The following is a 606-nucleotide window of genomic DNA, read 5'->3' on the forward strand; positions in this document are numbered from 1 at the left end:
AGCTAGGTTATCTCACCCAGCGCAGCAAGATAATTGGCTAACATCTTTAGTAAACGTTTGAGCGCATAATTTTAAGCCTTCTACCATCGTAAGGTATGGGAAGAGCTCATCAGCCAACTCATTGACTGTCATTCCTGCTCTTATCGCCATTACAGCAGCTTGAATCAACTCACCGGCTTCTCCTGCGACGACTTGAACACCGAGCAGTCGGCCGCTGCCACTCTCTGCGACAATTTTTATAAACCCTTGGGTATTGAAGTTAACCAATGCCCGTGGGACATTTTCAAGGCCCAACGTGCGGCTTTCGGTGACGTAACCACCAGTTTTAGCATCAGCTTCTGATAAACCCACCGTGGCGACTTGTGGATCAGTAAAGATAACCTCGGGCATTGCACTGAGATCAAGATGCGCATCACCGCCCGTCATGTTAATAGCGGCTCGGCTGCCGCCTGCGGCGGCGACATAGACAAACTGCGGCTGATTCGTACAGTCGCCTGCCGCATATACTCTTGAGTTAGAGGTTTGCATGCGCTCGTTAATCGTTATTGTACCGCGTTCAGTTTGTACACCGATGGTTTTTAAATCGAGGTTTTCCGTATTGGGCGT

General features: G+C 49.3%; 1 protein-coding gene. It reads right to left on the reverse strand.

The window, feature by feature from the left end:
- Nucleotides 1–12: 12 nt before the first annotated feature.
- Nucleotides 13–606: FAD-dependent oxidoreductase (locus IDAT_RS12820; RefSeq protein ID WP_034734442.1), on the reverse strand; the 594-nt coding region annotated here is incomplete at its 5' end.

This window comes from Pseudidiomarina atlantica, from assembly GCF_000753735.1.
In the GTDB taxonomy this organism is placed as follows: Bacteria; Pseudomonadota; Gammaproteobacteria; order Enterobacterales; family Alteromonadaceae; genus Pseudidiomarina; species Pseudidiomarina atlantica.